This is a genomic window from Insulibacter thermoxylanivorax (genome assembly GCF_015472005.1).
Taxonomy (GTDB): Bacteria; Bacillota; Bacilli; order Paenibacillales; family DA-C8; genus Insulibacter; species Insulibacter thermoxylanivorax.
Genome location: NZ_BMAQ01000069.1, coordinates 1 through 781, shown reverse-complemented (window position 1 = coordinate 781; position 781 = coordinate 1). Strand labels below are relative to the sequence as shown.

The 781-nt window shown below is 57.7% G+C and carries 3 pseudogenes; all 3 read right to left on the bottom strand.

From position 1 onward, the window contains the following. Positions 1 to 76 precede the first annotated feature (76 nt). Positions 77 to 193: pseudogene (locus PRECH8_RS14355) on the bottom strand (CatA-like O-acetyltransferase); the annotation flags it as partial. A 1-nt stretch (position 194) separates the two neighbouring features. Then, positions 195 to 347 (bottom strand): annotated as a pseudogene (locus PRECH8_RS14825) (DUF8817 family protein); the annotation flags it as partial. 20 nt (positions 348 to 367) lie between these two features. Continuing rightward, positions 368 to 781 (bottom strand): annotated as a pseudogene (locus PRECH8_RS14350) (APH(3') family aminoglycoside O-phosphotransferase); the annotation flags it as partial.

The following is a 781-nucleotide window of genomic DNA, read 5'->3' as shown; positions in this document are numbered from 1 at the left end:
ACCTGTCGTGCCAGCTGCATTAATGAATCGGCCAACGCGCGGGGAGAGGCGGTTTGCGTATTGGGCGCATGCATAAAAACTGTTGTAATTCATTAAGCATTCTGCCGACATGGAAGCCATCACAAACGGCATGATGAACCTGAATCGCCAGCGGCATCAGCACCTTGTCGCCTTGCGTATAATATTTGCCCATGGGGGTGGGCGAAGAACTCCAGCATGAGATCCCCGCGCTGGAGGATCATCCAGCCGGCGTCCCGGAAAACGATTCCGAAGCCCAACCTTTCATAGAAGGCGGCGGTGGAATCGAAATCTCGTGATGGCAGGTTGGGCGTCGCTTGGTCGGTCATTTCGAACCCCAGAGTCCCGCTCAGAAGAACTCGTCAGAAGGCGATAGAAGGCGATGCGCTGCGAATCGGGAGCGGCGATACCGTAAAGCACGAGGAAGCGGTCAGCCCATTCGCCGCCAAGCTCTTCAGCAATATCACGGGTAGCCAACGCTATGTCCTGATAGCGGTCCGCCACACCCAGCCGGCCACAGTCGATGAATCCAGAAAAGCGGCCATTTTCCACCATGATATTCGGCAAGCAGGCATCGCCATGGGTCACGACGAGATCCTCGCCGTCGGGCATGCGCGCCTTGAGCCTGGCGAACAGTTCGGCTGGCGCGAGCCCCTGATGCTCTTCGTCCAGATCATCCTGATCGACAAGACCGGCTTCCATCCGAGTACGTGCTCGCTCGATGCGATGTTTCGCTTGGTGGTCGAATGGGGCAGGTAGCCGG